This window comes from Wenzhouxiangella indolica (assembly GCF_042310355.1).
In the GTDB taxonomy this organism is placed as follows: Bacteria; Pseudomonadota; Gammaproteobacteria; order Xanthomonadales; family Wenzhouxiangellaceae; genus Wenzhouxiangella.
The window spans coordinates 81,512-103,754 of record NZ_JBHJMR010000001.1; the positions used below are offsets into that span (position 1 = coordinate 81,512).

Consider the following 22,243-nt stretch of genomic DNA (forward strand, 5'->3'; position numbering starts at 1 on the left):
TTAAGTAATGCAGCAGTTTCTTGCCTGGTTCGACTCCCGACAGCGCCTGCGCGACGGCGCCGACGATCCTCGTCGCGTCGACTGGTTTCGTATCGTCCCCTTTATCGGCCTGCACCTGGCCTGCCTGGGCGTTTTGTTCGTGGGTGTCTCGACAACCGCCGTCGTGGTCTTCGTGCTCAGCTATTTTCTGCGCATGTTCGCCATCACCGCCTTTTACCACCGCTACTTCGCGCATCGAACCTTTCGCACCAGCCGGCCGGTGCAGTTCCTGTTCGCGCTGATCGGCGCATCGGCCACCCAGCGCGGGCCGCTGTGGTGGGCGGCTCACCACCGGCATCACCACAAGCATGCCGACACCGACGACGACGTGCACGCGCCGCGACACGGTTTCTGGTGGAGCCACATGGGCTGGTTCCTGTGCCGGGAGAACTTCGAGACGCGCGCCGAGCAAATCCCCGACCTCGTCGTCTACCCCGAGCTGCGCTGGCTCGATCGCTACGATCTGCTGGTGCCGGTGTTCTACGCGGCGTTCATGTTCGGACTCGGTACCGTCTTGAACTGGTGGGCGCCGGGACTCGAGACCAGCGGTTGGCAATTGCTGGTCTGGGGTTATTTCGTCTCGACGGTGGTCCTGATCCACGTGACCCTGACCATCAACTCCCTCGCCCACGTCTGGGGCAGCCGCCGCTATGCCACCCGTGACGACAGCCGCAACAACTTCTTCCTTGCCCTGCTCACGCTCGGCGAGGGCTGGCACAACAATCACCACCACTTCCCCGGCTCGGCCCGCCAGGGCTTCTACTGGTGGGAAATCGACATCAGCTACTACCTGCTCTGGACGATGAGCCGGGTGGGCCTGGTGCGCGGCCTCAAGCCGGTGCCGGCGCGGATTCGCGCGGCGCGTCGAGTCGCACCATGAAGATCGCGATCGTGGGCGCCGGCGTGTCGGGACTCTACGCGGCCTGGCACCTTTCCCGGCAGCACGAGGTGACCGTGTTCGAAGCCGAAGACCGGCTCGGCGGACATGCCGACACCCAGCTCGTCGATGACGCGGGCGCGACGCAGTCGATCGACACCGGATTCATCGTATTCAACCGGGCGCATTATCCGCTCCTGACCGACTGGTTCGACACGCTCGGCGTCGAGTCGGCCGCCTCCGACATGAGCTTCGGCGTCAGCGATGCGGTCTCCGGGCTGGCCTACAACGCCAGCACGCTGGGGCGGCTTTATTGCCAGCGTCGCAACCTGTTCAATCCCCGCTTTCACGGCATGGTGCTCGACATCGCCCGCTTCTACCGGCGCGCTCCGGCGCTGCTGCAGGAGCTCGACGAGCACGTGACCCTGGGTCAATGGCTCAGCCAGAGTGATCATGGCGAGATGTTCGCCAGCCGGCACATGCTGCCGATGGCCTCGGCGTTGTGGTCGGCGCCGATGGGCGACGTCACCGAATTTCCGATGAAACACCTGCTGGCGTTCATGGACAATCATTCCATGCTGACCCTGGGTGCCCGTCCGGCCTGGGAGACGGTGCGCGGCGGGAGTCGGCGTTACGTGGAGGCGGCGCGAAGCTGCCCCGCGCGGTTCGTCACGGGCACGCCGGTGCGCTCTGTCGAACGCCACGACGGCGGTGTTCGGGTTCGCACGCCGCACGACGATGCCTGCTTCGATGCGGCCGTATTCGCCTGCCACGCCGACCAGGCATTGCGCCTGATCGAGGATGCGAGCCCGGTCGAGCGCTGCGTGCTCTCGGCGTTCGACTTCCAGCCCAACGAGGTCGTCCTGCACACCGATGTGTCCGTGCTGCCGGCCCAGCCGTCCGCCCGGGCGGCCTGGAACGTGCACATCGACGGCCGGGAACGCAGCCAGTGCCGCGTGTCCTACTACATGAACCTGCTTCAGGGCATCGACAGCCGGCAGCATTTCATCGTCTCGCTCAACCAGACCGAGCGCATCGATCCCGAGCATATTCTCGTGCGCCGCAACTACACGCACCCGGTGTTCACGCCCGAGGCGGTCGCCGCCCAGTCGCGCTGGCGCGATATCAACGGCCTGCGGCGGACCTGGTTCTGCGGCGCCTGGTGGGGCTGGGGATTCCACGAGGACGGCGCGCGCAGCGCGCGGCGCGTGATCGACGACATCGGTGCGCGCCATGGATAACGCCATCGCCACCGGCCGGATCTGGCATCGGCGGCATTCGCCGAAGGTACACCGCTTCGCCTATCGCACCAGCTATACCCTGCTCGACATCGATCGCGTCGAAGCCGTGTTCGGACGCAGTCGATTGTGGTCGGTCGGGCGCGGCAACCTGGTGAGCTTCAGGCGCGGCGATTTCCTGCCCCCGCACGATCAGCCGCTGCGCGAGGTCGTGATTGCGCGCGTTGCCGAGGTCACCGGTCACCGACCGCGGGGCCGCGTCTTCGTCCTCGCGCACCTGCGCCAGTGGGGGCTCTGCTTCAACCCGGTCAGCTTCTACTTCTGTCTCGGCGCCGACGACGCGCTGGAAGCCATTGTCGCCGAGGTGCACAACACGCCCTGGAACGAGCGCCATGCCTATGTGCTCGACTGCCGCGAGCAGCCGGGGCCGGAGTATCGCTTCGACTTCGACAAGGCCTTTCACGTCTCGCCCTTCATGCCGATGTCGATTCACTATGACTGGCGCTTTCGCATCGAGGGCCAGAGCCTGGGCGTTCACATGCGCCTGATCGACTCGGGCCGAGAATGCTTCGCGGCCGGCATGCGGCTGGCGCTGGAGCCGATGACGACCAAGACGATGCGCCGGATGCCGCTGAAGTTTCCCCTGATGACCGCCCGGGTGGTTGTCGGAATCTACTGGCAGGCCCTGCGCCTCTGGCTCAAGCGGGTGCCGTTCCACTCCCACCCCGACAAGGTGACGCAATGACGCATTCGGACAGGATGATCGACGAACTCGAAGCCGGCGACGGCGGTGGGCTGGATCGCTGGCTGCGCGGGCGGGTTCTGGCGCGCCTGGGCACGATCGAGCAGGGTCGGCTCACGATCCAGGACGCCGACGGCGAGTACGTTCTCGGCAATGCCGACGACGCCCTGCAAGCCACCGTGCTGATTCGGGACTTGCGCTTCTGGCGCCTGCTTGCCGGCGGCGGCAGCGTCGGTGCGGCCGAGGCCTGGATGGCGCAGCTTTTCGACAGCCCCGATCCGGTGGCCGTCGTCCAGGTGCTCACGCGCAATCGCCACCTGCTCGACGAAATGGAGACCGTGGCGGCCCGCCTGGCCAATCGCCTCCTTGGACTGTGGCACGCCTTCAACCGCAACAGTCTCAAGGGCAGCCGGCGCAACATCGCCGCCCACTACGATCTCGGCAACGATTTCTTCGCCGCCTGGCTGGATGAGCGAATGATGTATTCCAGCGCGCTCTACCTGGCCGACGACGACACGCTCGAGCGCGCGCAGGTCAACAAGCTCGACCGGATCTGCCGCAAGCTCGAACTCGGCCCAGGAGACCACCTGCTCGAAATCGGTACCGGCTGGGGCGGCCTGGCGATTCACGCCGCCGAGCATTACGGCTGCCGCGTCACGACCACCACCATCTCGCAGGAACAGTACGAATTTGCCCGCGAGCGGGTTCGAAGTGCCGGCCTGGAAGACCGCATCACGCTGCTCACGCGCGACTACCGCGCGCTCGAGGGCCGGTACGACAAGGTCGTCTCCGTGGAGATGATCGAGGCGGTCGGTCACCAGTACCTCGATACCTACCTGGCCAAGATCGACGAGCTGCTCAGCCCCGACGGCCTGGCCCTGATCCAGGCGATCACCATCGAGGACTACCGCTACGCCGGCGCCCTGAAATCGGTCGACTTCATCAAGCGCTACATCTTTCCCGGTGCCTTCATCCCCTCGGTCAGTGCCATCACCCAATCCATGGCGCGCGCCAGCCGCCTCGGCCTGGTCGAGCTGGCCGACTTCGGTGCCAGCTATGCGCGTACCCTGGCAGCCTGGCGCGAGCGCTTCGAGGCCGACTGGGAGCGCATCCGCGAGATGGGCTTTGACGAGACCTTCCGCCGCCGCTGGCTGTGGTACCTGGCCTACTGCGAGGGCGGCTTCCGGGAACGCGCCATCAGCGACGTTCACCTGCTGCTGGCCGGGCCCGGGTGGCGGCCCGCATCCGAGTCCGGGCTGAGCGGCGGCGAGTTGCTTGCATGAAGCGCGATTTCTGGATCAACCAGGGCCTTTTCCAGCTCAGCTGGCCGGCCTGCGTCGTCGGCGCGGCCTGGGGCATCGCCGGCTGGACCGGGCCGGCGGTCGTTCTCGCCCTGGTGTTCTGGCAGCTGCAGCCGCGGCGCCGCCACCCCAACGACTGGCGCATGATCGCGCTGTGCCTGGGGCTTGGCTTCGCGCTCGATACGCTGTGGGTGCAAGTCGGGCTGCTCGCTTTCGCCATGCCGTGGCCTTCGGACCAGTTCGCGCCGTTCTGGATCCTGCTGCTGTGGGTGGCCCTGGCCCTGGTCCTCAATCACTCGATGAGCGTGTTCAAGGGACGGCTTTTGCTCATCGGCCTGCTTGCCGCCGTCGGTTCACCCATGTCCTACTTTGCCGGATCGCGCTTCGGTGCGGTCGAATGGCTGGCGCCGGCCTGGCAGGTGGTGCTCGCCACGGGCCTGAGCTGGGGCCTGGTTCTGCCCGCCCTGTTCTGGCTGGCTCGGCGCAGTCCCGGCAAGCACGATCGACGCAAGCCCAACGAATCCATCTCCCGGAGCGTGACCTGATGAAGCCCATCGAACTGGCCGAGAAAGGCCTTGTTCCCGATTTCCTGATACGGCGCGGCATTCGCGCGCTGCTGAAACGACGCCTGCGCGATGAACGGATCGACGACCCGGAGGCGCAATCGGAGCGCTACCAGGCCCTGATGGAGGAACTGTCGGAATCGGCAATTGCCATCCAGACCGATGCGGCCAACGAACAGCACTACGAGGTTCCCGCCGCCTTCTATCAGCAGGTGCTCGGGCGCCGGCTCAAGTACTCGAGCGCGCTGTGGCCGCCCGGGGTCGACAACCTTGACGATGCCGAGACGCTCATGCTCGACCAGACCTGCCGCAACGCCGGGCTGGTCGACGGCCAGGACATCCTTGAACTCGGCTGCGGCTGGGGCTCGCTGACCCTGTGGATGGCGGCGCAGTTCCCGGCCAGCCGCATCACGGCGGTGTCCAACTCGAACTCGCAGCGTCGGCACATCGAGGCGCGTGCAAAGGAACTGGCACTGAACAATGTCGAGGTCATCACCTGCGACGTCAACGAGCTGACGCTCGAGCGGCAGTTCGACCGGGTCGTGTCGGTCGAGATGTTCGAGCACGTGCGCAATTATCGCCAGCTGCTCGAGCGAATCTCGGGGTGGATGAAGCCTGACGCGCGATTGTTCGTCCATATCTTCTGCCATCGTTTCCTGGCCTACCCCTTCGAAACGCAGGGCGAGGGCAACTGGATGGGGCGGTATTTCTTTACCGGCGGCCTGATGCCCGCCGCCGACACGCTGTTACACTTCGCCGACGATGTGGTCATCGAGCGACGCTGGCTGTACTCGGGCGAGCACTATGCAAGAACCGCCCGCGGTTGGCTCGACAACCTCGATCAGGGCCGCCGCCAGGTGCGGGCGGTCATGCGTGAAGCCTACGGCGACGATGCCGCGCTGTGGCAGCAGCGCTGGCGCATCTTTTTCATGGCCTGCGAGGAACTGTTCGGCTTTGATCGCGGCCGCCAGTGGCTGGTGGGGCATTTTCTCTTTCGCAAGGCGCGATGAAACCGCTTAACCGTCTGCTCACCGGTGGTCTGCGCACCCGCCTTGTCCGGGTTTTCCTGCTGCAGGTCCTGGCGATCAGTGTGGCGACGGTGCTCGGCGTCTATGCCGCCGCCTGGGTGGTCGAGCGGGTCCTCGTGCAGGAGGCGCTCAACGGCGAGGCGGAGTACTTCTGGGACCGCTACACTGAAAACCCGGAGTTTCCGCGCCCCGATACCAATAACCTGACGGCTTACCTCGCCGTCGACGGCGATCCTTCCAACGTGCCCGAATGGCTGCGCGATGAAGCGCCCGGATTCCGGCGGGGACATCGCCACGACGACTCGATGCCCGTCATCCACGTGTCCCAACGCGGGGACGATCGTCTCTACCTCGTGTTCGATGAGATGCAGGTGTCTTCTCTGGCGTGGTACTTCGGCATCGCGCCGCTGACCGGGGTGCTGCTGCTGATCTACCTGCTGACCTGGATCGGTTACGTCATGTCGCGGCGCGCGGTTTCGACGGTGGTGCAGCTGGCCGAGGCGGTGCGGAACTACGACTTTCGCTCGGGCAAGCTCGAAGAACTCAGCGAGGAAAGCTTTGGCGAGACCACCGACACCGAAACGCTGGCCCTGATCAACGCTTTCAACCAGTTCATTCACCGGCTGGAATCCTTCATCCAGCGCGAACGGAACTTCACCCGCAACGCCAGCCACGAGCTGCGCACGCCGCTGGCCGTGCTGCGCTCGAATATCGGCCTGCTGGCAAAACAGTCCGACCCCGAGGCGCGCGCCAAGACGGTCGATCGCATGAACCGCACGGTGCGCGACATGGAGGCCCTGGTTGAAACCCTGCTGATCCTGGCGCGCGAGAGCGAGTCGCGGCTGAACTGGTCGTCGGTGGTGCTCAACGACATGCTGGCGGACCTGCTCGATCAGCTGGCATCGGCGATCGATCGTCCGGAGGTGTCCACGGCCGTGCGCGCCAATGGCCTGCTCGAGATCAGTGCCCCGGAGCGGGTGCTGGCCATCGTGTTCACCAACCTGCTGCGCAACGCGCTGTGCTACACCGAGAAGGGTCACGTGCAGGTGCTCATCGACCGCAACGGCGTGACGGTGCAGGACTCCGGATGCGGCATGGCAGAGACGGACCTCGAGCGCATGTTCGAGCCGTTCTACCGCGGACACGACCGCTCCAACGAGGGCTACGGCCTGGGGCTTTCGATCGTCCGTCGCCTCTGCGACCGCTTCGGCTGGCACCTGCACGCCGACAGCGAACTGGGTGCGGGCACCGAGATCCGCGTTGAATTCCCGCAGGCGAGTTTCAAGCCGTTCAGTGAGAACTAGGTTTCAGGGTTCAGGGTTCAGGTTTCAGGAAAACCTGATCGAAGCCACCCCTGAAACCTGAACCCTGAAACCTGAAACCTTCACTCCCACTGCCATAGTGTGGCACAAGCGCTTATCATGCCCCTTGGCGCTACGCACACACCAAAGCTAGATGAATCAAGCCACTGCGCGGGCCGGGGCCAATATCGCGCTGGTCAAGTACTGGGGCAAGCGCGACCAGCAGTTGAACCTGCCGGCGGCCGGGTCGATCTCGATCACCCTGGCCGGCCTCGAAACCCGGACCACCGTTGTGCCCGATCCCTCGCTCGAAGGCGACCGCTTCACGCTCGACGGTGCCGAGCAGGCGCCGGGCCGCGTATCCGCGGTGCTCGACCTTCTGCGCGAGCGCGCCGGCGAAACGGCGGCCTGCCGAGTCGAGAGCCGCAACAATTTTCCGACCGGTGCCGGGCTGGCCTCGTCGGCGTCGGGGTTCGCCGCGCTGGTGCTGGCCGCCGCCCGTGCCTTCGGCCTGGATCTTTCCGGGCGGGAATTGTCCGGCCTGGCGCGGCGGGGTTCGGGTTCGGCGGCGCGCTCGATCTTCGGCGGTTTCGTCGAGATGGACGCCGGTCGTCGCGACGACGGCGCCGACGCTGTAGCCCATCCCCTGCTGTCGGCCGGCGACTGGCCCCTCGAGGTCGTGGTCGCGATCACCGATTCGGGCGGCAAGGCCGTGGGGTCAAGAGACGGCATGAACCACACCATGCGGACCTCGCCCTACTACCCGGCCTGGGTGGAAACGGTGTCCGACGATCTGGATAAAGCGCGTTCGGCGATCGCGGCGCGTGATTTCGAGGCCCTGGCCGAAGTGAGCGAACATAGTGCGCTGAAGATGCACGCCTCGATGCTGGCTGCCCGGCCCGGATTGATCTACTGGAACGCCGCCACGCTGTCGTGTATTCACGCCGTGCGGGCCCTGCGTGCCGAGGGCACGGGCGTGTTCTTCACGATCGACGCCGGCCCGCAGGTCAAGGCCGTCTGCCTGCCCGGGCAGGGCGAGCAGGTCGCGGCGGTCCTGCGCGATCAGGCGGGGGTGGCCGAGATTGTCACGACCGCGCTCGGGCTCGGCGCGTCGACGGAGGCCCTGCCGTGACATCCTGGGTCGCAACGGCGCCGGGCAAGGTCGTCTTGCTGGGCGAATACGCTGTGCTCGAGGGCGCACCCGCGCTCGTTCTGGCGGTCGACCGGCGTTGCCGCGTCGATCTGAAGCTCTGCAGTCCGGCGGACTGTCGCCTCGAAGCGCCTCAGCTCGATACCGCGCCGGCGCGCTTCGAACTCGGTGACGACGGCCGGCCGCGGTGGCGGGACGAGTTGCCGAAACCGTTCGCGAGAACGGCCGCTCTGGTCGATTGCGTGCTGGATCATGTTCGCGCACTGGGGGGCAAGGTGACGCCATTCCGGCTGCGTGTCGATACCGCCGAGTTGTTCGATTCGGACCGGTCGCGGCCGGTGAAGCTCGGCCTGGGCTCAAGCGCGGCCACCGCGGTTGCCATCGATGCGGTGCTGCACGCGGCCTTTGCCGGGGGCAACGGGGAAGAAACGCCAGCCGATACCGTTGCGCGCCTGCTCGTGCCGGGGCGCGCGGCCCAGGGCAATGCCGGCAGTGGTATCGACCTGGCGGCCAGCGTCTGCGGCGGCCTGCTCGGCTACCGTATCGTCGGCGAGCGAGTCGAGATTCGGCCCCTGGCTCTGCCGAAGGGGATTGAGACCTGCTTCGTCTGGGCCGGAGAGCCCGCTTCCACCACCGACTTGCTGGCCGCCTGGCGCCGCTCGCGCGAGACCGCACCGCGCGAGCATGGGCGCCTGCTCGGAGAGATGACGGCTGTGTCCGGCGCGGGTTTGGCGGCGGTCGAGCGCGGCGACGTGGGCGAAATTATCGCCCGTTGGTCCGATTACGGCGAAATAATGGGTAAAATGAACGATTTGGTCGGGTGCGAGGTGGTCACCACCGAGCACCGGATCGCCGCCGGACTGGCCGAGTTGCTGGGTGGGGTCTACAAGCCCTGCGGCGCCGGCGGTGGCGATCTGGGTTTGGCCGCTTCGCGCGAGGCGTCCTTCCGGCCGCGCATGCAGCATCTTTGCCGGCAGGCCGGGCTGAGCATGCTGCCGATTCGTCCGGCCGCGCAGGGCGTGCAGGTAACCACAGAGTGATGAGTTGATGGAACGATCCCGGATTCCCCGCTTCTACAAGATGTCCGTGCCTGAGCGCGTGCGGATGGTGCGCGATCGCGGTCTGTTGACCCCGGACGACTACAAGGATCTGCAATCCGGTCGACACACCTTGTCGGTGCAACTTGCCGACAAGATGATCGAGAACGTCATCGGCGTCATGGGCCTGCCGGTGGGCCTGGGTCTGAACTTCCTCATCAACGACAAGGAATACGTCGTGCCGCTGGTGGTCGAGGAGCCCTCGATCGTGGCCGCCCTGTCTTCGGCGGCCAAGCTGGCGCGCGAGTCCGGCGGCTTTACTGTCGAGAGCATGGAGCCGCAGCTGATCGGTCAGATCCAGATCGTCGACGTGGCCAACCCGGCGCGCGCCAAGGCCGCGCTGCTGCAGCGAAAGAACGAGATCCTCAACCTGGCCAATAGCCTGCATCCGAAGATGATCGCCCGCGGCGGCGGCGCCCGAGACCTGGAGGTGTTCATTCACCCCTCGCAGGGGCCCGGCGGCGACATGGTGGTGGTGCACCTGCTGGTCGATACCCGCGACGCGATGGGCGCCAACCTGGTCAACACGATGTGCGAGGGCGTCGCTTCGCTGGTCGAGAACATCGCCGACGGCCGGGTCTTTTTGCGCATTCTCTCCAACTTGACCGACCGTGCCCTGGTCAAGGCGCGGGTACGCATCCCGGTCGAGGGGCTGACCGGCAAGGGCTTCGACGGCGAGCAGGTGCGCGACGGCATCATCGTGGCCAACGATTTCGCCCGCATCGATCCCTACCGGGCGGCGACCCACAACAAAGGCATCATGAACGGGATCGACGCCGTTGCCCTGGCCACCGGCAACGACTGGCGCGCGATCGAGTCGGGCGCGCACGCCTACGCCGCCCGCGGCGGTCGCTATGCCTCGCTGACGCAGTGGTACAAGGACGACGACGGCGCCCTGGTCGGCGAGCTGGAGATTCCGATCAAGGTCGGCACCGTCGGCGGCCCGCTGCAGACCAATCCGACCGTTGCGCTGAACATGCGCATGCTGGGCGTCGAGTCGGCCCGGGAACTGGCCGAGGTCATGGGTGCCGTGGGTCTGGCCCAGAATTTTTCCGCCATTCGCGCGCTCGTCACCGAGGGTATCCAGCAGGGCCATATGACCCTGCACGCGCGCTCGGTGGCGACGGCCGCCGGCACGCCGCCGGAGTTGTTCGACACGGTGGTCGAGCGCCTGATCGCCTCGGGTGAGATCAAGATATGGAAAGCCGAGGAGATCATCACGGAGGTTCGCGCGCAGAGCGAACCTTCGACCGTGACGATCGAGGGCAACGAATCGGATAAGGCGGGGGAAACGCTCGAGGGCGAAAAGCTCGGGGCCGGCCACGGCAAGGTCATCCTGCTCGGCGAGCACGCCGTGGTCTACGGTCGCCGCGCCATCGCCGCGCCGATTCCCCTGGCCATCCAGGCGCGAGTGGAAGACGCGCGCGAGGGCGTGGAGCTGATCATCCCGCGCTGGGGCGTGGAGCAGCGCCTGGATTTCAATGCCAAGCACCCGCAGTCCTTCGCCCGCTCGATGGGGCGCGTGCTCGAGGCGCTGGGGCTGCAGGGCCGCGGCATGCGCATCGAGGTCTTTCCCAACGTGCCCAGGGCAATGGGGCTGGGCGGCTCGGCGGCGCTGGCCGTCGCGGTCATCCGGGCAATGGACGCCCATTTCCTGCTGGGCCTGAGCGACGAGCGCATCAACGAACTGGCCTTCGAATGCGAGAAAGTCGCGCACGGCACGCCCTCGGGCATCGACAACACGCTCGCGACCTGGGGTGAATTCATGCTCTTCCGCAACGGCGAGCAGCCGCAGCGGGAAGTCATCGAGGTGACCGAGCCGCTGCCCATCGTCATCGGCATGAGCGGCGTCGAGAGCCTGACCGCGCGCACCGTCGCGCGCGTGCGCGAGGCCTGGAAGAAGAACCCACGGCTCTACGAGCGCATCTTCGACGAGATCGACACACTGGCGGGCAACGGCCTCGATGCGCTCAAAAGCGGCGACTACGACACGCTCGGCGAGTTGATGAACGTCTGCCAGGGCCTGCTCAACGCCATGCAGGTTTCCAGCTGGGAGCTCGAGGAACTGCTGCAGGTCGCGCGCAGCAATGGTGCAGTGGGCGCGAAGCTCACCGGCGGTGGCGGCGGCGGGTCGATCATCGCGCTGTGTCCCGACGACAGCGCGCGGGTCGCTCGCGCCATCCGCGCGGCCGGCTACAACGCGCTGGAGGTACGGATCGGTGGCGCTTGAGCAGGCCGGACCGGCCCGCGTGGTTTCGTCCGACAACGAGAAGCTGATCCTGGTCGACGAGGATGATCGGGAGATCGGGACGCTGTCGAAGGGCGCGTGCCACGATGGTGACGGTATTCTGCACCGCGCCTTTTCGGTGTTCCTGTTCGACGCGCAGGGTCGACTCCTGATTCAACAGCGCGCCGGCGAAAAGCGGTTGTGGCCGCTGTACTGGGCCAACAGCTGCTGTTCGCATCCGCGCGCCGGCGAAGAGATGGACGAGGCGACCGTGCGGCGCACCCGAGAAGAACTGGGCGTGACCGCCGAAGTCGAGTTCGTCTACAAGTTCCGCTACCAGGCCAACTACCTCGACCTGGGCGCCGAGCACGAATTGTGCTGGGTCTATATCGGCCGCACGCGCGAAGACGATGTGCGACCCAATCCCTCCGAGATCGCCGGCTGGCGGTTTCTCACCCCCGCCGAGGTGGACGCACTGGTCGACGACGAGTCAGCCGATGTCACCCCGTGGTTCCGGATGGAGTGGCGCGAACTGCGGCGAGAATATTGGGAGCGGGTCGAGCGACTGCTGGAATGATCTCGTAATGACCAATTACCAAGCACCAATTTTCAAACAAATCCCGAATAATCAATGACCGAAACCACCCACGGCCATCGTCAGAGGTAGGCGATGGCCGTTTCGGTCAGTGTTTGATCATTGGTGCTTGGATATTGGTCATTCCAGGCTCTGCCTGGTTCAGGCCTCTTCCGGCGTCGCCAGCTTGAACCCCATCCCCTGAACCGTGTGCAGCAGCTTGTGCTCGAACGGGCGGTCGATGCCCTTGCGCAGGTTGTAGACGTGGCTGCGGAGGGTGTCGGAGTCGGGCAGGGTGTCGCCCCAGAGCTCGTTTTCGATCTGCTCGCGGCTGACCACGCGTGGTGACTCGCGCATCAGGACCTTGAGGATCCGCATCGCCGTGGGCGACAGGGTGATGCGCTGGCCGGCGCGCTCGACGCGCATCAGGCGCGGATCGAACATCAGGTCACCGACCTTGAGCTGGCCTTCGCCGGTCTCGCCGCGGGCGCGGCGGATCAGCGCACGCAGGCGCGCGATCAGTTCCTCGGTTTCGAACGGCTTGACGACGTAGTCGTCGGCGCCGGCGTTGAAACCCTCGATCTTGTCGTCAAGCTGGTCGCGGGCGGTGAGCATCAGGATGGGGGTGGCCACGCCGTCGTCGCGCAGCTTCTCGGCAACGCGAATGCCGTTGACGCGCGGCAGCATCAGATCGAGCACGATCGCGTCGTACTCATTGTCGGACACCAGGTTCAGCGCAATCGCGCCGTCCGCAGCGAAATCGACGGCGAAGCCGGCGTCTTCCAGCCAGGCGCCGATGGTGGCGGCCAGGTCGTCATGATCCTCGACCAGCAGGATGGTGGCCTGGGGCAGGGCTTCTTCGGACATTGGGTCAATCCTTCACATTTGTGAAAGACGACAGTTTAGGCGGGGAATGTCAACGCCAGGTGAATGAACGCCCCGTTCCGGGGCGAATGACCAAATTCCAAGCACCAATGACCAAACACGGGTTTGAAAATTGGTGCTTGGTACTTGGTCATTCCGCTCGACGTGGTCGAGCGGTCTACCGCTTCATATAGTTGAAGAATTCTTCGTTCGTCTTGGTGACCTTGAGCTTGTCGAGCATGAACTCGATCGCCTGGGACTCGTCCATGGGGTGCAGGATGCGGCGCAGGATCCAGGTCTTTTGGAGCTGGTCGTTGCCGATCATCAGTTCCTCGCGGCGGGTGCCCGAGCGGTTGATGTCGATGGCCGGGTAGACGCGCTTCTCGGCAATGCGACGGCTCAGATGGATTTCCATGTTGCCGGTGCCCTTGAACTCCTCGTAGATCACCTCGTCCATCTTCGAGCCGGTGTCGACCAGCGCGGTGGCGATGATGGTCAGGCTCGCGCCGTCCTCGATGTTTCGCGCCGCGCCGAAGAAGCGCTTGGGCCGCTGCAGGGCGTTGGCGTCCACGCCGCCGGTGAGCACCTTGCCGGAAGAGGGCACCACGGTGTTGTAGGCCCGCGCCAGGCGGGTGATCGAGTCGAGCAGGATGATCACGTCGTGCTTGTGCTCGACCAGGCGCTTGGCGCGCTCGATCACCATGTCGGCGACCTGCACGTGGCGCGTGGCCGGCTCGTCGAAGGTCGAGGAGATGACTTCGGCGTCGACGCCGCGCTCCATCTCGGTGACTTCCTCGGGCCGTTCGTCGATGAGCAGAATGATCATGTGGGTTTCCGGGTTGTTGGCCCGGATCGCCGTGGCGATGTTCTGCAGCATCATGGTCTTGCCGGCCTTGGGCGGGCTGACCACCAGGCCGCGCTGACCCTTGCCGATCGGTGCGATCAGGTCGACGATGCGTCCGGTGATGTCCTCGGTCGACCCGTTGCCGCGCTCGAGCAGCAGCTGCTCGCGCGGGAATTCGGGGGTCAGGTTCTCGAACAGGATCTTGTTCTTCGACTGCTCGGGCCGGTCGTAGTTGAGTTCCTCGACCTTGAGCAGGGCGAAATAGCGTTCAGACGACTTGGGCGGGCGAATCTTGCCGGAGATGTAGTCGCCGGTGCGCAGGTTGAAGCGCCGGATCTGGGACGGTGAGACGTAGATGTCGTCGGGCCCGGCCATGTAGGAGGCCTCGGCCGACCTGAGGAAGCCGAAGCCGTCTTGCAGGATCTCGAGTACGCCGTCGCCGTAGATGGCGTCCTTCTTCTGGGCCTTGGCCTTGAGGATGGCGAAGATGACGTCGTGCTTGCGCGAGCGCCCCATGTTGTCGATGCCGAGTTCTTCGGCCATCTCGACCAGTTCTTTGGCGGATTTCTTCTTGAGTTCGGTCAGATTCATCGTTATGAGTGTCTTTACGGGAATATTTGGTCGCACCGCGGGCAAACAGGGAAGTTCACCGGTCGCGGCGACCGGACAAGGACCATGGTCAGGTTCTATCGCATATTGCCCCGGAGGTCCGGGAAAGGGTTCGGGAATTCAAGGAACTGCCGGGCGGTGACCCGCCCATGCGGTAAAGTTAGCACCATTCTGCGGCCGAGTCCAGCCGGGCCGGGCAATCCGCCGGGCGCGGCGAACCGGGTGTCAGATGGTTTCGTCGACGAATGACTTGAGTGCGGACTTGGTCAGCGCGCCAACCTTCGTGCCCTGGTGCTCGCCGTTTTCGAAGATCATCAGGGTGGGAATGCCGCGAATCTTGTAGCGGCTGGTGACCTGCTGATTCTCGTCGATATTGAGCTTGGCGATCTTGAGCTTGTCGCCGTACTCGTCGGCCAGTTCATAGAGGATGGGCTCGATCATCTTGCACGGGCCGCACCACTCGGCCCAGTAGTCGACCAGAACCGGTCCGTCGGCCTTGAGGACGTTGTCCTCGAAATCACTGTCGGTTACATGAATGATCTTGTCGCTCACGGCTCGTTTTGCTCCTTAGGCGGTGGGGTTGCGGCGGCGAATTGCGTCCGCGCTCGGCAGGAGCGGACGATTGACAATATACTATGCCATTCTCGCCCGTGTGTCGTTTCTCCCGTTTCCAGCGGGTCGGGTGGCATCGGGCCGCCGGGAATGACACGCTATTTCAAGGCAACCACTCAGGAATTCAAGGACGACATCATCTCCGTGACAGAAGACACAGGCGCCCAGCAGGTGCTGACCGAAACCCGCTTCGATTCTTTCGACCTTCACCCCGATATCCGGCGCGGCCTGGCCGAAGCCGGCTTCGAGTACTGCACGCCGATTCAGGAGAAGACCCTGCCGCTGGTGCTCTCGGGCCGAGACATTGCCGGGCAGGCGCGCACAGGCACCGGCAAGACCGCGGCATTTCTGATGGCGGTCTTTCAGCGACTGCTCTCGCCCGATTCGATCGGTCCGGGGGCCAATCCGCGCTCGATCATCGTCGCGCCAACCCGCGAGCTGGCGATCCAGATCCACCGCGACGCCGAGCTTCTGGGCAAGCACACCGGCCTGCGTTCGGTGCTGACCTACGGCGGGGTCGACTATCACAAGCAGCGCGAGGAGATCGCCTCCGGTGTGGACATCCTCATCGGCACACCCGGGCGCCTGATCGATTACCTCAAGCAGGGCGTATACAGCCTCAAGGCGACCGAGGTGGCCGTGCTCGACGAGGCCGACCGGATGTTCGACCTGGGCTTCATCACCGATATCCGCTACCTGTTCCGCAAGATGCCGCCGGTGGACAAGCGCCAGACCCTGATGTTCTCGGCGACCTTCCCCCTGAAGGTCACCGAGTTGGCCTACGAGCACATGAACGAGGCCGAGACCATCCGCTTCGAGGAGGAGCAGGTCACCAGCGACCGCGTCCGCCAGGTGGTCTACTACCCGGCCAACCGGGAAAAGCTGCCGCTGCTGGTCCAGCTGCTGCGCGGCATGCCCGACGGCCACGTGATGGTTTTCGTCAACACCCGCCACGTGACCGACCGGGTGGCGAGGACGCTCAAGGCTAACGGATTCAAGGCCGCCATGCTCGCCGGCAGCGTGCCCCAGAAGAAGCGCCAGACCCTGCTCAAGCGCTTCCGCGAAGGGGAGCTTGACGTGCTCGTGGCCACCGACGTCGCCGCACGCGGCTTGCACATTCCCGATGTCAGCCACGTTATCAACTTCGACCTGCCGCAGGATGCCGCCGACTACGTCCACCGCATCGGCCGCACGGCCCGTCTGGGCGCCACCGGCGACGCCATCAGCTTCGCCTGCGAGGACTACGCTTTTCACCTCCCCGAGATCGAGGAGTACATCGAAATGTCGCTGCCGGTCGAGCAGCACGACCCCGACGATCTTCCCGAGCTGGAGCGGCCGGCACCGCCGCCGAAGAAAAGCGGCGATAGAAAGGGCGGCCGCCGCGGAAGCGGGCGAGGGCGAGGCGGCGGTCGGCCGCGTCGGTAGGTCAGTGCGTCGGTACGGCAGAATGCCAGTTCATCAGACGCACCGATTCACTGCCCCGCCGGCTCTCTGATCCCTCCGAACCGCGGCCGGTCTGTGCTAATCTCCCGCCAGATATCGCCTCGGAGTAGTCTTTTCGTGACCGTCATGTTGTCACCCGCCTGGTCCTCGCGACTGGCCCTGATCAGCAGCGCGATTCTGGCGCTTGCGGTGGTCTGGCTCGGCGTGCGGGCGTTCTGGCTGGTGCTCGGCGGCGTTTCGGTCGATTCGGCCCCGGCGTTACCGGTGCCGCGGATGTCGGAGTCGGGCGGGACGAGCGGCGAGTTCCGCTGGAACCTCTTCGGTCGTTCTTCCGCGCCCGCCGTGAGGCTGCAGCCGGTACCCGTCTCCGATAGCCGGCTCCGGCTCCGGGGGGTCATGGCCGGCGAGCGGGGTTATGCGATCATTTCAGTCAGCGGTTCGGGCGAGGACGTCTACCGTGTCGGCGACGAAATGCCCGGCGGTGGCGAAGTCGAGGCGATCGAGTCCCGCCAGGTCATCATTCTTCGGGACGGTCGCCGCGAAACCCTGGCGCTTGACCCCGACGCGGGTTCGTCGGGGCCGCGCACCGCGCGCGTCGACCGGAACCAGGGCAACGCCGCGGAGCCGACGCAGCGGCTTCCCGGAATCCGGGGCTTCAATGCGTCGTCGGGGGCGAGCGTATCCTCTCTGCCCGATGCCGCGCGTTCCCTGGGCCTGAATGCCGGGGAGCTGGCCCAGTCGGTTTCGGTGATGCCAGTTGCCGACGGCGGATTCCGGGTGCGGCCGGGGCGCGATGCGCGCGTTTTCGAGGCGCTCGGTCTTCAGGTCAACGACGTCGTGGTGGCGGTCAACGGGCAGCCGCTAGAGTCGACGCAGGCCGTCCGCGGACTGTTCAGCGAAGTCATGTCGAGCGGCGAAGTTTCAATCACGGTGCGACGCGACGGCCAGGAAAGGACGCTGCGGCCCGATATCGAGGAAATCATGGGGAGTCTGCAATCAAGATGATGCAATCCATTCGACTGATGGCCGTCCTGTTGGTCTTGTCGTTGCCGGCCGCGGCCCAGGAGGCGGCGGAAGATAACGGTCACGTTCTCAATTTCAAGGATGCCGATATTCGTGCGTTGATCACGGCCGTGGCCGACATGACCGGGCGGTCGATCATCATCGACCCGCAAGTGTCCGGGCAGGTGACCGTGATCTCTTCGCAGTCTCTCGACGATGACGAGGTCTGGGATGTGTTCCAGTCCATCCTGCGGGTGCACGGCTACGCTGCGGTGGGCGACGACGACACCGTGCGAGTGGTGCCCGATGTCAACGCCCGCCAGGACGGTCGCGTGCCGGTCGACGACATGCGCAGCGGCGGCGACGATCCGGTCACGCGCATCATCCAGCTTGATCATGTCGACGCCGCAGAGGTGTCGCAGTTGCTGCGCCAGCTGCTGCCGCAGTCGGCTTACATGGTGCATCACGACAGCTCCAACAGCCTGATCGTCAGTGATCGGGCCAGCAACATCCAGCGCATCGAGAAGATCATCGAGCGCCTCGACGAGGCCATCGATCAGGAGGTCGAGGTCATCGCGCTTTCGCATGCCGATGCCGCCGAGGTCGTGCAGCTGATCAACCAGATTTACCCGGCCAACGGCGGGGCGCAGTCGGCGGTGGCCGACGAGCGCAGCAACACCGTGGTGCTGTCCGGTGACCCGGCCCGACGCCTGCGCCTTCGCACCCTGATCAGCCATCTCGATACGCCCCTGGAGACGGAAGGCAGCACCCAGGTCATCTACCTGCGCTACGCCACGGCCGATACCCTGGTGCCGGTGCTCGAGGGCATGCTCGAACTCGACACCGAGGACGGCACCCGGGCCCGAATCCAGGCGCACGGCGAGACCAACGCCCTGGTCGTGACCGCACCGCCGTCGGTGTTCCGGTCGATCGAGTCGGTCGTCGACCAGCTTGACGTCCGACGGGCCCAGGTGCTGGTCGAGGCGATCATCGCCGAGGTGACCGTCGATACCAGCCGGGAGCTGGGCATTCAATGGCAGGCTTTCGAGTCCGGTGATTCGGGCTTTTTCGGGGGCACCAATTTCGACAGCGGCGGGAACAACGTGCTCAATCTCAGCGGCGGCCTGGGCGGCGGCGAGGATGGCAACCTGTTGCTGCCGGGTCGCGGCCTCAACCTCGGCTACGTGGGTGGGACCACCAGCCTGCTCGGTGTCGAGCTCCTTGAAATCGGCGGTCTGGCGCGTGCGCTGACGAGCGATTCGAACACCAACGTCCTGTCCACACCCTCGATCGTGACGCTCGACAACCACGAAGCCAGCATCAATGTTGGCCAGGAAGTGCCCTTCCTGTCGGGCAGTTATTCCACCCAGGGTGTGTCCACCGGGGAGGGGCAGGTCAATCCCTTCCAGACCATCAATCGCGAAGAGATCGGTATCAAGCTCAACGTCACCCCGCACATCAACGAGGGTGACAGCATCATGCTCGACATCTCGCAGGAGATCTCGAAGCTGGTGCCCTCGACCGGGGCGGTCGACCTGGTGACCGACAAGCGCACCATCTCCACGCGCGTGATGGTGCCCGACGGTTCGGTCCTGGTGCTTGGCGGCCTGATGAGCGACGACCTCCAGGAAGGCCGCGAAGAGGTTCCCGGCCTGGGTCGGATTCCGCTGCTCGGCGAGTTGTTCCGCTACCGCACGTCCAACAAGGTCAAGCGTAACCTGATGGTGTTCATCCGGCCCAAGATTCTGCACGACGAGGCCCTGATGGACAGCGTGACGCGATCGAAATACACGCGCATCCGCGATACCCAGCTCGAGCAGCGCGAGTCGGTCAAGGGCCTGGGCCGCAAGGATCAAATGCCGCTGCTGCCGGAACTGGAAGCCTTCATGCAGGCCGGATCGGCTGGTTCCGGCGATGCGGGAGATGCGGGCGGCGATGACCGGTGAATTCCGGCCCTCCTACGGCTTCGCGCGCAAGCGCGGCGTCGGGGTGGCCGGACGCGACGGCGACGGTCGGGCCCGCTTGGTCGTGCGCGAACCGGTGGACGTTGCCGCGCTCCAGGAAGTGCGTCGGCGTCTCGCGGGCCCGGTATGCATCGAGCGACTCGATTCGGCAGCCTACGACCGCCTGATCACCGAGCTCTACGAGGCCGATGATGCCGCCGCGCGGCATGCCGCCGAGGACCTCGGGGACGATCTCGACCTGGCGCGACTGGCCGAGGACCTGCCGGAGCCGGCCGACCTGCTCGAGAGCGAGGACGACGCGCCGATCATCCGCCTGATCAACGGCGTGCTCACCCAGGCCATCCGCGAGGGGGCGTCCGACATTCACCTGGAGCCCTTCGAGGAGCGCTTGTCGATCCGGTTTCGCGTCGACGGCGTATTGCGCGAGGTGATGAGTCCCGCCCGCGGCCTGGCCGGCCTGATCGTTTCGCGCATCAAGGTCATGGCGCGTCTCGATATTGCCGAAAAACGCGTCCCGCAGGACGGCCGTATCGGCCTGCGCATCGCCGGGCGTCCGGTCGACGTTCGCGTATCGACCCTGCCGTCGAGCCACGGCGAGCGCGTGGTGCTGAGGCTGCTCGACAAGCAGGCCGGCCGGCTCGACCTGGCCGAGCTGGGCATGGACGAGGCCACGCGCGAGCGAATGGAGTCCCTGATACAGCGCCCCCACGGGATTCTGCTGGTCACCGGCCCGACCGGTTCGGGCAAGTCGACAACCCTCTACGGGGCGCTGATGCGGCTCAACGACCGCAGCCGCAACATCATGACCGTCGAGGACCCGATCGAATATGATCTCGACGGCATCGGCCAGACGCAGGTCAACCCCAAGGTCGACCTGACCTTTGCGCGCGGCCTGCGCGCCATCCTGCGCCAGGATCCGGACGTGGTCATGGTCGGCGAGATTCGCGATCTCGAGACCGCGCGGATCGCGGTGCAGGCCAGCCTGACCGGCCACCTGGTGCTGTCGACCCTGCATACGAATACCGCCGTGGGCGCGATTGCCCGCCTGGTCGACATGGGCGTGGAGCCTTTCCTGCTGGCGTCGAGCCTGATCGGCGTGATCGCGCAGCGCCTGGTGCGCGTGCTCGACCCGGACGCGATCGAGCCTTACACGCTGGACGCGGCCGAGCTGCAGCGCCTGGGTGCGGCAGTCGATGGCTCGGCAACCCTCTATCGCCCGCGCGCCGACCTGCCGGCCGAGCAGTCCGGCTACCGCGGCCGCACGGGGATCTACGAGCTGATACCGGTCAACGAGCGGATGCGAAGCCTGATCCACGACGGCGCCTCCGAGCAGGCGCTGGAAAAGCTCGCGCGCGAACTGGCGCCGTCGATCTTCGAGGATGGGTGGCGCAGGGCGCTGGCGGGCACGACCTCGCTGGAGGAGGTTTTGCGTGTGACGAGGACGGCGTGATGATAAGGGTTCAGGTTTCAGGTTTCAGGGGCTTGGCACGGCACCCCCGAAAGCCCGCGCAGCCCCTGAAACCTTAAACCTGAAACCTTAAACCTTCTTTCCATGCAAGCATACGAATACCAGGCACTGACCGACACCGGCGCGACCGCCCGCGGCGTTTTGCAGGCCGACAGCGCGCGCGCTGCGCGCTCGCAGCTGCGCGAGCGCGGCCTGATTCCGCTGGAGGTGCAGGGGGTCGAGGAGAGCCAGCGACGGGCCGGCGCCGGCCTGGGCGGGCAGGGGCGGGAGCGCGCCCTGCTGCTGCGCCAGATGAGCACGCTGCTGGCCGCCGGACTGCCGCTCGAGGAAGTGCTTTCGGTGCTGGTGGAGCAGGCCGACCAGTCGCGCTCTCGCCGTCAGCTCGGCGCCATCCGGGCGCGCGTGATGGAGGGGCAGAGCCTGTCGGCGGGGATGGCCGAGCAGCCGCGGCTCTTTCCGTCGCTCTACAGCGCTTCGGTCGCCGCCGGCGAGCGTGCCGGCGCGCTCGACGGCGTACTCGACCGCCTGGCGACTTTCGCCGAGCAGCGCGAAGAGATGCGTCGGAGTCTGTCGCTGGCGCTGGTCTATCCGGTCGTGCTGACCTTGGTCGCCATCGCGGTGGTCTGGGGGTTGATCGGTTTCGTCGTGCCGCGCGTGGTCGGGGTTTTCGAACAGGCTTCCCGCGACCTGCCCCTGCTGACCCGCAGCCTGCTGGGGCTGTCCGATTTCATCGCCGGCTGGGGCTGGCTGGTATTGCTGGCGCTGCTGGCGGCCGGCGCCGCGGCCTTCATCGCCTTGAGGCAGCCGCGCCTGCGGATTCGCTTCGATGCCTGGCTGCTGCGTGTGCCGGTGCTGGGCCGCCTGGCGCGCTCGCGCGAGACGGCAACCCTCACGCGCACCCTGGCCATCCTGGTCGCCAGCGCGGTGCCGCTGGTGGATGCCCTGCGCGTGGCCGGCGAGGTGGTCGGCAATCGACGTATCCGCGCCGACGTCGCGGCCGCGGGCGCGCAGGTGCGCGAAGGCGTGTCCCTGACCCAGGCTCTCGGGCAGTATGACTGGCTGCCGCCCATGGCCCGCCGACTGCTTGCCGGCGGCGAGCGCAGCGGCGAGCTCGCGCCGATGCTCGAGCAGGCCGCGAGGCTGCAGGAGCGCGAGCTGCAGGCTGCCAGTCAACTGCTGCTGGCCGTTCTCCAGCCGATGCTGATCCTGGCCGTGGGGCTGGTGGTGCTGTATATCGTGCTCGCTATCATGCTGCCCATTATGTCCATGAGCCAGTTGTTGTCCTGACCCGTCACATGAA

At 65.9% G+C, this 22,243-nt stretch carries 19 protein-coding genes; 16 read left to right on the forward strand and 3 right to left on the reverse strand.

Annotated elements, in window-relative coordinates; translation table 11 throughout:
• Positions 1-7 precede the first annotated feature (7 nt).
• The 11 genes from ACDC67_RS00330 (at position 8) to idi (ending at position 12,140) form a co-directional block, all read left to right on the forward strand.
• Positions 8-919 (forward strand): acyl-CoA desaturase, encoded by a 912-nt coding sequence (locus ACDC67_RS00330; RefSeq protein WP_376689849.1) that lies wholly within the window; start codon positions 8-10, stop codon positions 917-919.
• Complete coding sequence (locus ACDC67_RS00335; protein ID WP_376689850.1) at positions 916-2,157, forward strand: NAD(P)/FAD-dependent oxidoreductase; 1,242 nt, start codon at positions 916-918, stop codon at positions 2,155-2,157. Before ACDC67_RS00330 ends, ACDC67_RS00335 begins: the two co-directional genes overlap by 4 nt.
• Positions 2,150-2,899 carry a DUF1365 domain-containing protein gene (locus ACDC67_RS00340; protein ID WP_376689851.1) on the forward strand — a complete coding sequence of 250 codons (750 nt, stop codon included), beginning with the start codon at positions 2,150-2,152 and terminating at the stop codon, positions 2,897-2,899. Before ACDC67_RS00335 ends, ACDC67_RS00340 begins: the two co-directional genes overlap by 8 nt.
• Positions 2,896-4,179, forward strand: a complete 1,284-nt coding sequence (locus ACDC67_RS00345; RefSeq protein ID WP_376689852.1) for a class I SAM-dependent methyltransferase — start codon at positions 2,896-2,898, stop codon at positions 4,177-4,179. The genes ACDC67_RS00340 and ACDC67_RS00345 overlap by 4 nt, the downstream gene beginning before the upstream one ends.
• Positions 4,176-4,742, forward strand: coding sequence for a DUF2878 domain-containing protein (locus tag ACDC67_RS00350; protein ID WP_376689853.1), 567 nt, complete (start codon positions 4,176-4,178; stop codon positions 4,740-4,742). The genes ACDC67_RS00345 and ACDC67_RS00350 overlap by 4 nt, the downstream gene beginning before the upstream one ends.
• Positions 4,739-5,770: an SAM-dependent methyltransferase gene (locus tag ACDC67_RS00355; protein ID WP_376690537.1), complete on the forward strand. Its 1,032-nt coding sequence runs from the start codon at positions 4,739-4,741 to the stop codon at positions 5,768-5,770. The genes ACDC67_RS00350 and ACDC67_RS00355 overlap by 4 nt, the downstream gene beginning before the upstream one ends.
• Positions 5,767-7,092 carry a sensor histidine kinase gene (locus ACDC67_RS00360; RefSeq protein WP_376689854.1) on the forward strand — a complete coding sequence of 442 codons (1,326 nt, stop codon included), beginning with the start codon at positions 5,767-5,769 and terminating at the stop codon, positions 7,090-7,092. Before ACDC67_RS00355 ends, ACDC67_RS00360 begins: the two co-directional genes overlap by 4 nt.
• 151 nt (positions 7,093-7,243) lie before the next feature.
• Positions 7,244-8,221, forward strand: a complete 978-nt coding sequence (gene mvaD / locus ACDC67_RS00365; protein ID WP_376689855.1) for a diphosphomevalonate decarboxylase — start codon at positions 7,244-7,246, stop codon at positions 8,219-8,221.
• A complete protein-coding gene (locus ACDC67_RS00370; RefSeq protein WP_376689856.1) occupies positions 8,218-9,279 on the forward strand; it encodes a mevalonate kinase family protein in 1,062 nt (353 codons plus the stop codon). The genes mvaD and ACDC67_RS00370 overlap by 4 nt, the downstream gene beginning before the upstream one ends.
• Before the next feature lie 7 nt (positions 9,280-9,286).
• The gene (locus ACDC67_RS00375) at positions 9,287-11,566 is read left to right on the forward strand and encodes a hydroxymethylglutaryl-CoA reductase, degradative (protein ID WP_376689857.1); all 2,280 of its coding nucleotides are present in this window, start codon (positions 9,287-9,289) and stop codon (positions 11,564-11,566) included.
• Positions 11,556-12,140, forward strand: coding sequence for an isopentenyl-diphosphate Delta-isomerase (gene idi / locus ACDC67_RS00380; RefSeq protein WP_376689858.1), 585 nt, complete (start codon positions 11,556-11,558; stop codon positions 12,138-12,140). The genes ACDC67_RS00375 and idi overlap by 11 nt, the downstream gene beginning before the upstream one ends.
• A gap of 159 nt (positions 12,141-12,299) precedes the next feature.
• On the opposite strand, the gene ACDC67_RS00385 is transcribed toward idi, so the two are convergent.
• From ACDC67_RS00385 to trxA, 3 genes are all read right to left on the reverse strand, one after another.
• Positions 12,300-13,004, reverse strand: a complete 705-nt coding sequence (locus ACDC67_RS00385) for a response regulator transcription factor (RefSeq protein ID WP_376689859.1) — start codon at positions 13,002-13,004, stop codon at positions 12,300-12,302.
• 175 nt (positions 13,005-13,179) lie between these two features.
• Positions 13,180-14,436, reverse strand: coding sequence for a transcription termination factor Rho (gene rho / locus ACDC67_RS00390; RefSeq protein WP_376689860.1), 1,257 nt, complete (start codon positions 14,434-14,436; stop codon positions 13,180-13,182).
• Positions 14,437-14,679: 243 nt separating this feature from the next.
• On the reverse strand, positions 14,680-15,006 hold the full coding sequence (gene trxA / locus ACDC67_RS00395; RefSeq protein WP_376689861.1) for a thioredoxin TrxA: 327 nt from the start codon (positions 15,004-15,006) through the stop codon (positions 14,680-14,682).
• A gap of 204 nt (positions 15,007-15,210) precedes the next feature.
• Between trxA and ACDC67_RS00400 the strand changes: the two genes are divergently transcribed.
• The 5 genes from ACDC67_RS00400 (at position 15,211) to gspF (ending at position 22,230) form a co-directional block, all read left to right on the forward strand.
• Positions 15,211-16,491, forward strand: a complete 1,281-nt coding sequence (locus ACDC67_RS00400; protein WP_376689862.1) for a DEAD/DEAH box helicase — start codon at positions 15,211-15,213, stop codon at positions 16,489-16,491.
• A gap of 144 nt (positions 16,492-16,635) precedes the next feature.
• Positions 16,636-17,514, forward strand: coding sequence for a type II secretion system protein N (locus tag ACDC67_RS00405; protein ID WP_376690539.1), 879 nt, complete (start codon positions 16,636-16,638; stop codon positions 17,512-17,514).
• Positions 17,511-19,457: a type II secretion system secretin GspD gene (gene gspD / locus ACDC67_RS00410; protein ID WP_376689863.1), complete on the forward strand. Its 1,947-nt coding sequence runs from the start codon at positions 17,511-17,513 to the stop codon at positions 19,455-19,457. Before ACDC67_RS00405 ends, gspD begins: the two co-directional genes overlap by 4 nt.
• Positions 19,447-20,925 (forward strand): type II secretion system ATPase GspE, encoded by a 1,479-nt coding sequence (gene gspE, locus ACDC67_RS00415; RefSeq protein WP_376689864.1) that lies wholly within the window; start codon positions 19,447-19,449, stop codon positions 20,923-20,925. Before gspD ends, gspE begins: the two co-directional genes overlap by 11 nt.
• A 102-nt stretch (positions 20,926-21,027) precedes the next feature.
• Positions 21,028-22,230: a type II secretion system inner membrane protein GspF gene (gspF, locus tag ACDC67_RS00420; RefSeq protein ID WP_376689865.1), complete on the forward strand. Its 1,203-nt coding sequence runs from the start codon at positions 21,028-21,030 to the stop codon at positions 22,228-22,230.
• Positions 22,231-22,243 lie beyond the last annotated feature (13 nt).

Bases quoted from the DNA above. Each gene is read 5' to 3' on its own strand.
- gspE (WP_376689864.1), top strand. From the start codon at position 19,447: ATGACCGGTGAATTCCGGCCCTCCTACGGCTTCGCGCGCAAGCGCGGC.
- mvaD (WP_376689855.1), top strand. From the start codon at position 7,244: ATGAATCAAGCCACTGCGCGGGCCGGGGCCAATATCGCGCTGGTCAAG.
- ACDC67_RS00340 (WP_376689851.1), top strand. From the start codon at position 2,150: ATGGATAACGCCATCGCCACCGGCCGGATCTGGCATCGGCGGCATTCG.
- ACDC67_RS00360 (WP_376689854.1), top strand. From the start codon at position 5,767: ATGAAACCGCTTAACCGTCTGCTCACCGGTGGTCTGCGCACCCGCCTT.
- ACDC67_RS00375 (WP_376689857.1), top strand. From the start codon at position 9,287: ATGGAACGATCCCGGATTCCCCGCTTCTACAAGATGTCCGTGCCTGAG.
- ACDC67_RS00335 (WP_376689850.1), top strand. From the start codon at position 916: ATGAAGATCGCGATCGTGGGCGCCGGCGTGTCGGGACTCTACGCGGCC.
- ACDC67_RS00385 (WP_376689859.1), bottom strand. From the start codon at position 13,004: ATGTCCGAAGAAGCCCTGCCCCAGGCCACCATCCTGCTGGTCGAGGAT.
- rho (WP_376689860.1), bottom strand. From the start codon at position 14,436: ATGAATCTGACCGAACTCAAGAAGAAATCCGCCAAAGAACTGGTCGAG.
- ACDC67_RS00405 (WP_376690539.1), top strand. From the start codon at position 16,636: ATGTTGTCACCCGCCTGGTCCTCGCGACTGGCCCTGATCAGCAGCGCG.
- ACDC67_RS00345 (WP_376689852.1), top strand. From the start codon at position 2,896: ATGACGCATTCGGACAGGATGATCGACGAACTCGAAGCCGGCGACGGC.
- gspD (WP_376689863.1), top strand. From the start codon at position 17,511: ATGATGCAATCCATTCGACTGATGGCCGTCCTGTTGGTCTTGTCGTTG.
- ACDC67_RS00350 (WP_376689853.1), top strand. From the start codon at position 4,176: ATGAAGCGCGATTTCTGGATCAACCAGGGCCTTTTCCAGCTCAGCTGG.
- ACDC67_RS00330 (WP_376689849.1), top strand. From the start codon at position 8: ATGCAGCAGTTTCTTGCCTGGTTCGACTCCCGACAGCGCCTGCGCGAC.
- gspF (WP_376689865.1), top strand. From the start codon at position 21,028: ATGCAAGCATACGAATACCAGGCACTGACCGACACCGGCGCGACCGCC.